Below are 6810 nucleotides of genomic sequence, written 5' to 3'. Positions count from 1 at the left end.
GATCGATCCTGAATCTCGCCCTGCGTCAGGCGGACTTGCTGTGAACCACTGGACTCAACTCACCCTGACACGCAGGGCGGCGGCGGCACAGGCCCGGCCGTGATGATTGATGCGTATGAATGTTCCTGAGAACACCCCCGCGACCACGGAGCCCGCGGCCAGGGAGGCGGTGAGCAGGCCCACCGTGACCTGGTCCCCGCCCAGCACCGACGCCCCGAGCACAGGGAACAGCACGCGCGGCATCGCGAACACCATGGCGGCGATGTCCAGCAGGAACGTCATGCGCAGGTTCGGACGGGTGGCCAGGAAGCGGAAGCCCTCCACCACCGAGCGGAACCCCGCCCTGGTGGCACCGCCCTCCCCGGGCTCGGGTGGCAGCGGCGGGAGCTTGTACATGGCCCACAGGCTCACGGCGAAGCTCAGGGCGTCCAGCGTGTACGCCCACGCGAACCCCAGACCCGCCACCGTGAACGCGCCCAGCAGCGGCCCCACCATGAGGCACGAGCCCATGGTCAGCTGGAACAGCGCGTTGGCCGCGGGCAGCTGGCGGGCGGGCACCAGGCGGGGGACGATGGCCCCGCGCACGGGCTGCCCCAACCCCTGGGCGAAGGAGTGCAGGGACACGATCGCGTAGAGCACCCCCACGCTGCGGACGTCCAGCCACGCGTGCGCGGCGAGCGCCACGGTCATGGCGAACAGTCCCACGGTGGTCCACAGCCCGGCCAGCCGGCGGTCGTGGGCGTCCCCGATGGACCCGCCGTAGAGCCCCGCGACGATCAGCGGCACCAGGGCGAAGATCCCCACGAGTCCCACCGCGAACGTGGAGCGGGTGAGCTCGAAGACCTCCAGGCTGATGGCGATCACCGTGAACTGGCTGCCCAGCATGGACAGCGTGGAGCCCGCCCACAGCCGGCGGAAGGCGGGGATCTCGCGCACGGGCGAGACGTCGAGGAGGAAGCGGGCCACGCACCGATCCTAGGGTGCTCACGCAGTGTCACGGGCCGACACAAGAGCCTGCGCCCACCGCGAGCGCACCCAGCCCCCGGCATCCCGCGCGGGGCGCCTCGTGCGTGTCCGCCGCACCGCTTACCCTGAGACCACCCCCACGTCCCCGGGATCCCAGGAGCACCCATGCGCACACGCGAGCAACGCCGGGCCGCGCGCTCGGCCCGCGGCTGGCCGCGCCTGCGCGTCCACGCGGTGCTCAACGGCCTGGGCGCACTCGTGGCGGGTGCCGGCCTGCTGTGGTTCACCCACGGGCCGCTGCAGTTCCGCAACTTCCCGGCGGGTGACGTCGGCTGGGTGTGGCGGGTGGTGACGCTCGCGCTGGCGGTGCTCGTCCCGTACGTCCTGCTCGCCATGGGCGGCTACCTCCTGCTGGCGGGAGCCACAGCCACGCAGCGCGCCGCACTGGCCGCCGGGCGTTCGCGCACGGTGGTGCTCAACCCGGACGAACCCGACGAGCCGCCCGTCACGGTCCTGAAACTCACCGAGCACACACCACCGGGCGTGAGGATCCGCGCGCACGCCCTGCACGGTCGCCACCACGACAGCCGCTACAGCCGCGACCTGCTGGGGCTGCTGCCCGTGCAGTCCCCCGTGGCCCTCGCGCCGCTCGTGGTGGGCATCCTGGCGCTGCTCGTGGCCACCGTCTACTACTCCACCGGCTACGGCGAGCCCGCCACGGTGCTGCTGCTGGGCATCGCGTACCTGGGGTGGAAGCTGTTCCGGGGCTGGCGCAGCCACCGCGTGTTCGCCGCCACCCGCTGGGAGACCCCCGCGGAGGTCGTGGTGGACACCGGCCCCGTCCCGCGCGTCACCCCCCTGCCGGAGCACTCCTACGACACGGGGCCCACTCCGCGCGTCTCCCACTACACGGACGACGACGCCGCGGTGCCGCCCGAGCGCGGCCGGGAGCGGGCGGCGTCGTCGTACCGCGGGGGCGCAGCGCACCCGGAGGAGCCGTACGAGACCACGGACGAGCTGCCCGTGATCGAACAGATCCGGGAGCGGTACGCGGAACCGCGGCGGCAGAGCAAGTCCCAGCGCCGCCTGGCCGAACGCGCCGAGCGGGAGGCGGTCCGTCGGCGGCTGCCCCGCGTGGTGGAGGCGGAACGCACCCCCACGGACGCCACCGCCCCGATCACGCGCGTGGACGCGGACGACTGGCCGAACGGCGCCACCCCCGACCCGCAGGTGGAGGCCGCGGAACAGCAGCAGCAGCGCCTGAACCAGAAGCGCTACGAGGACCACCTGCAGCGCCACCGGGAGAAGCGCGAGGACCGGCTGCGCAACGCCGAGGCCCGCGAACCCGAGGAGGCACCCTCGCTGCTCGGGTACGCGATGAACCGCCTGAAACGCCGCGGGGACGGGTCCTAGCGGCCCGCCCGAGGGGCAACCGTGGCCCCCAAGACCGCCGGTCCGGAAGACCCGGTCGCCGTCCAACCCGTCGATGCCTGGAGCCCCGCCATGAACCACCGCTGGAAGAGTGCCTTCACGTTCGTGGGCGGCTGGCTGCTCGGGGCCGTGTTCGTGCGCCTGGCCCTGGACTGGTCCGACACGCAGCCGTACGAAGGTGCAATCACCGAGACCCGGTACCTCGTGATTGCCGTCCTCGCTCTCGGCATCGGCGCCGGGGCCACGATCGCTGCCGTCGTCATCTGGCGGAAGGGACACCGACGGCGCTCCCGCCCGGAGGAGCACCAGGCCAAACCCAGGGTGTTCTGACCGCCCCCCGGTCGTCGCGGGGCTCGTCCCACCAGCAGACCGGGCGATAATGAGCGCATGGACACTCCCCAGAGCCCCGTGCTCAACGCCCTCGAGCGCTTCCACGCTACCCGCGAAGAGGTGGAGCACTTCGTGGTCACGTACCGCTCGGCGATCGACGAGATCGAGACCAAGGTCCGGGTGCTGCGCCGGGAGTTCACCTCCGTGCACGACTACAACCCGATCGAGCACGTCAGCAGCCGCCTCAAGGGCCTCGACAGCCTGCACCGCAAGGCGGAGTCCCGTGGGCTGAACAGCCTGGCGGAGATCAAGGCCAACCTCACGGACATCGCCGGGGTGCGGATCACGTGCTCGTTCGCCCACGACGTCTACCGGGTTCGGGACATGCTGTGCTCCCAGGAGGACCTCACGCTCGTGCAGGAGAAGGACTACATCCGGGAGCCCAAGGAGAGCGGGTACCGCAGTCTGCACCTGATCGTGAAGGTGCCGGTGTTCCTGTCCTCCCAGGTGGAGGTGGTCCCCGTGGAGGTGCAGATCCGCACCATCGCCATGGACTTCTGGGCCAGCCTGGAGCACAAGATCCACTACAAGCTCGCCGGGGAGGTCCCGGAGGACCTCCGCAGGCGCCTGATCAGCGCCGCGGACACCGCCGCCGCCATGGACACCGAGATGGAGGCGCTGCACCACGAGATGCGCCAGCTGAAAGAGGTGAACCGGGACGGGGTGGACCCGATCGTGGGTCAGATGCTGCGCACCCTGTCCCTGTTCGAGCGCGAACGGCAGTGAGGTCCGCCGGTCAGTGCACCGGAGCCGGATCCGGAGTGACCGCGTAGAAGATGAGCCCCACGGCGGTCCCCATGATGGCCGCGGGGATCGCCACGCCACCGCTCACGAGCACCACGATGATGAACACCGCGGTGGGTTTGCGCATCCCCACCGTGGCCGCGGCGGCCATGCCGGCCACGGCGGCCGCCTCCACGGGCAGGTCCAGGAACGAGCACGCCAGGACCCCCACGGCGGATCCGGCCAGGACGAGCGGGAAGAAGTCGCCGCCCAGCCAGCCGGTGTTGAGGTTGATGGCGGTGGCCACCATCTTCAGCAGCGCGATGCCGAGCAGCGCCCACCACGCACCCGCAGCCGCGAGTTCGAGCACCCCGCCCACGTCCTCGTGACCCGAGAAGCGGATCTGGGGCACCGCAGTGGCCATCGCCGCGAAGACCACCGTGCCCGCCATGATGCGCACCCAGGGACGGGTGATCTTCGCGGCCAGCGCGCCGATCGGGCCGCGCACACCGATGTAGAACAGTGCGAGCAGGGAACCGAAGAGCGCGGCGGCGGCGCTGGCGGCCACGTCCCGCACGCTCAGGTCCACGTGCTGGAGACCCAGGGTGAGACCCGGTGCGGAGAAGAGGTCGTGGACCAGCAGGAAGCTGATGAAGCCCACGGCGCCCGCGATGATGTTCGCGAGGCTCGCGGCCTTTTCCTTGCGGTCCGGCTCGAACAGCGTGGAGCCGGTGGGCGCCCCGTACAGCGCGCCGAGCGAGGCCGAGGTGCCGGTCTGCCCGATCAGGCGCTCCTCCTCCTCGTTGCGCGCCACCCGGGTGGTCACGAGGGCGGAGATTTCCCCCATGACCGCGATCAGGCTGGCCTCGGGTCCGATCGCCCCGCCGAAGCCCACGGCCACCACGCCCCGCAGCGCCATGAAGGCGGTGCGGCGCCGGTGCAGGCGCACGGGGTCGGCGGCGTCGCTGACCTGCTCGATGAGTCCCTCGTCCGCGGCCCAGTGGTGCAGGACGGCCAGGATCGCGCCGCCGGTGAGGATGATGAGCGGGATCAGCCAGCGGGCGTCAGTGGAGCTCCAGATCGCGTGCTGGAGCGAGTGCATCAGCCCGAGCATCACCGCCGCCACGGCACCGCCGAGAATGCCCTGCCCCACGGCGATGGCCAGGGAGCGGCGGGTCAGCGCGGTTGTTCTGAACACGGTGCGGATCCTCGAGGGGCAGTGGCGAGCGGGGAACGACCGTCAGACGCCGGCGCGGGACGCCGAGGCGTTCGCCTGCTCCATCTTCTTGCGCTGCGAGCGCACGGTGAACCCGGCGACAATCAGGGCAACGCCCCACGCGATGGCCAGGATGCCCAGCCACAGGGTGATGGTGAGGGCGCCGACCCCGGGGTTGACCATGAACAGCACGCCGCCGATGATCCACAGGACGGCGCTGATGATCAGCCAGACGCGGGACTTCTTCCCGGCGGTCCCCTTGATGCCGGCCACGAGGTCCACGACGCCGCGGATCACCAGCCAGATGCCGATCAGGAAGGTGAAGGTGGCCACGCCGGCGAAGGGGTGGATCAGGGCGGCGATGCCCACGATCACGCCGATGATGCCCGCCATGATCCCCAGCCCGCGACCGTGCGCGGACTTCCCGCGGAAGACCGCGACGAGCATGGTAACACCCTCGATCAGGGCGTAGGCGCCCCAGATCATCACGAGGGCCGCGGCGGTTCCCATGGGAACCAGAACGGTGATGATGCCCAGGAGGGCGGCCATGGCACCCATGGTGATGAGGATGCCGGCGCTGCGCTGGGGAACGGCCTTCATGGAGGACTCCGATCGTCGAGGGGGGTCGTGCCCCCATGGGCACACGCGTAGCCTAACAGCGCGGCCTCGGCAACCGCTGGGGACGGACCTCCGTGACGAGGGGGAACGGTCAGGTCTCGTGCGGGGGCAGAATCCCGGGCGCGGCCCGGTCCGGTGCGTCCACCCGCGCCCGGCTGCCCAGCTGCCAGATCCGGCGCACGGTCCACACCAGCAGGGCCACCAGCAGCGCGTTGCGCGTGGTGAGCACCGCGGCCATGACCGGGTTCGCGTGGATCAGCGGCGTGTAGAACAGCGGGTAGATCACGAACGTGGTGGCGGCGATCCCCAGAGTCAGCAGCGCGGGGGTGCGCCACCGCACGCGGTCGTGGAGCAACCCCACCATGATCACGGGAGCCAGCCACACCATGAACTGCGGGGAGCCCACCTTGTTGAACACGATCAGCACGAGCGTCAGCAGCAGGGTGCCCGCGTAGACGAGCCGCCCGCGGTCCGCGCCGCGGCGCAGCGCCCGGATCAGCAGGGCGGCGGACAGCACCACCGCCACGAGCAGCAGGGGCTGCATGAGAGAAGCCATAGTCTCCACCCCCGGGCCGTAGACCTCGGTGGAGTTGATCGCGGTGTTGTCCGCGATCCGGAAGCCCTCGATGCCGAGCACCGCTCCCCACACCCACGGGGTGGAGAACGTGGCCTCGAGCTGCATGCCGCGGGAACCCTGGTTCAGGGCGAAGTCCGCGATCTTCTCGATGCCCCCGAGCACGAGCACACCCGCGACCACCGCTGCGGTCACGGCCACGCCCGCCAGCACCACGCGCACCCGCTGGCGCAGCGCGATCACCATGGCCAGGATGGCGGCCGCGGGCCACACCTTGATCCAGGTGGCCACGCTCAGCAGTGCAGAGCCGACCGCGGGGTGGCGCACCGCGTAGAGCAGCCCCACGAGCATGATGGGCGCCGCCACGCCCTCCACGCGCGCGAAGCTGAGGTAGCCCATGAACACGGTGAAGACCACCCACCACCAGCCGGCCACCACGGCACCCCGCCGGCGGCTCTGCACCGCAGAGCTGCCGTGGGGGTCACCCGCGCCCACCCCCGCACGGACGACGACGCCGCTCGGGCCGTCCCCCGCCAGCTCGGGCAGCTCGCCGCGCGCCGGGCGGTGGGCGCGGTGCAGCAGGAACCACATGGCCACCGCGTTGAGGGCGGTGATCATGAGCGTCCAGCCCAGGAGGTAGAGGTCGTGCCCCATGACCCGGGGCAGGAAGATGAACACCTGGGCGAGCACTGGGTACACCCACGGACTCACGGAGTCCTCGACCGGGGCGTTGTAGCCCGCCATGGCCCACTCGCGGTACTGCTCGGTGTCGCTGAACGCCCAGCCGTGCAGGAAGAACGAGGCCATCCAGCCCAGGAAGTACAGGTGCACCACGGCGAAGCCGCACCACACCGCGGCCGAACGCATGAGCCACGCGCCCGCGCGGGAACGG

7 protein-coding genes are annotated in these 6810 nt (G+C 71.2%); 3 read left to right on the top strand and 4 right to left on the bottom strand.

Annotated elements, in window-relative coordinates:
- Positions 1-54: 54 nt before the first annotated feature.
- Positions 55-966: an MFS transporter gene (locus QL985_RS07955; RefSeq protein ID WP_290147706.1), complete on the bottom strand. Its 912-nt coding sequence runs from the start codon at positions 964-966 to the stop codon at positions 55-57.
- A gap of 165 nt (positions 967-1131) precedes the next feature.
- On the opposite strand from QL985_RS07955, the gene QL985_RS07950 reads away from it, so the two are divergent.
- Genes QL985_RS07950 through QL985_RS07940 form a run of 3 tightly spaced genes read left to right on the top strand, consistent with a single transcriptional unit; the run spans position 1132 to position 3513 of the window.
- A complete protein-coding gene (locus QL985_RS07950; RefSeq protein ID WP_259905564.1) occupies positions 1132-2379 on the top strand; it encodes a hypothetical protein in 1248 nt (415 codons plus the stop codon).
- Positions 2380-2400: 21 nt separating this feature from the next.
- Positions 2401-2727: a hypothetical protein gene (locus tag QL985_RS07945; protein ID WP_259905568.1), complete on the top strand. Its 327-nt coding sequence runs from the start codon at positions 2401-2403 to the stop codon at positions 2725-2727.
- Between the two features lie 57 nt (positions 2728-2784).
- Positions 2785-3513 (top strand): GTP pyrophosphokinase, encoded by a 729-nt coding sequence (locus QL985_RS07940; RefSeq protein ID WP_039101477.1) that lies wholly within the window; start codon positions 2785-2787, stop codon positions 3511-3513.
- 10 nt (positions 3514-3523) lie between these two features.
- On the opposite strand, the gene QL985_RS07935 is transcribed toward QL985_RS07940, so the two are convergent.
- From QL985_RS07935 to QL985_RS07925, 3 genes are all read right to left on the bottom strand, one after another.
- Positions 3524-4708: a chloride channel protein gene (locus tag QL985_RS07935; protein WP_259905572.1), complete on the bottom strand. Its 1185-nt coding sequence runs from the start codon at positions 4706-4708 to the stop codon at positions 3524-3526.
- 42 nt (positions 4709-4750) lie between these two features.
- Positions 4751-5326 (bottom strand): HdeD family acid-resistance protein, encoded by a 576-nt coding sequence (locus QL985_RS07930; RefSeq protein ID WP_259905574.1) that lies wholly within the window; start codon positions 5324-5326, stop codon positions 4751-4753.
- Positions 5327-5435: 109 nt separating this feature from the next.
- The gene (locus tag QL985_RS07925; RefSeq protein ID WP_259905581.1) at positions 5436-6785 is read right to left on the bottom strand and encodes a hypothetical protein; all 1350 of its coding nucleotides are present in this window, start codon (positions 6783-6785) and stop codon (positions 5436-5438) included.
- Positions 6786-6810 lie beyond the last annotated feature (25 nt).

Source organism: Kocuria sp. APC 4018 (genome assembly GCF_030407675.1).
In the GTDB taxonomy this organism is placed as follows: Bacteria; Actinomycetota; Actinomycetes; order Actinomycetales; family Micrococcaceae; genus Kocuria; species Kocuria rhizophila.
The sequence above is the reverse complement of the archived record's forward strand: the minus strand, read 5'-3'. Positions and strand labels throughout refer to the sequence as shown.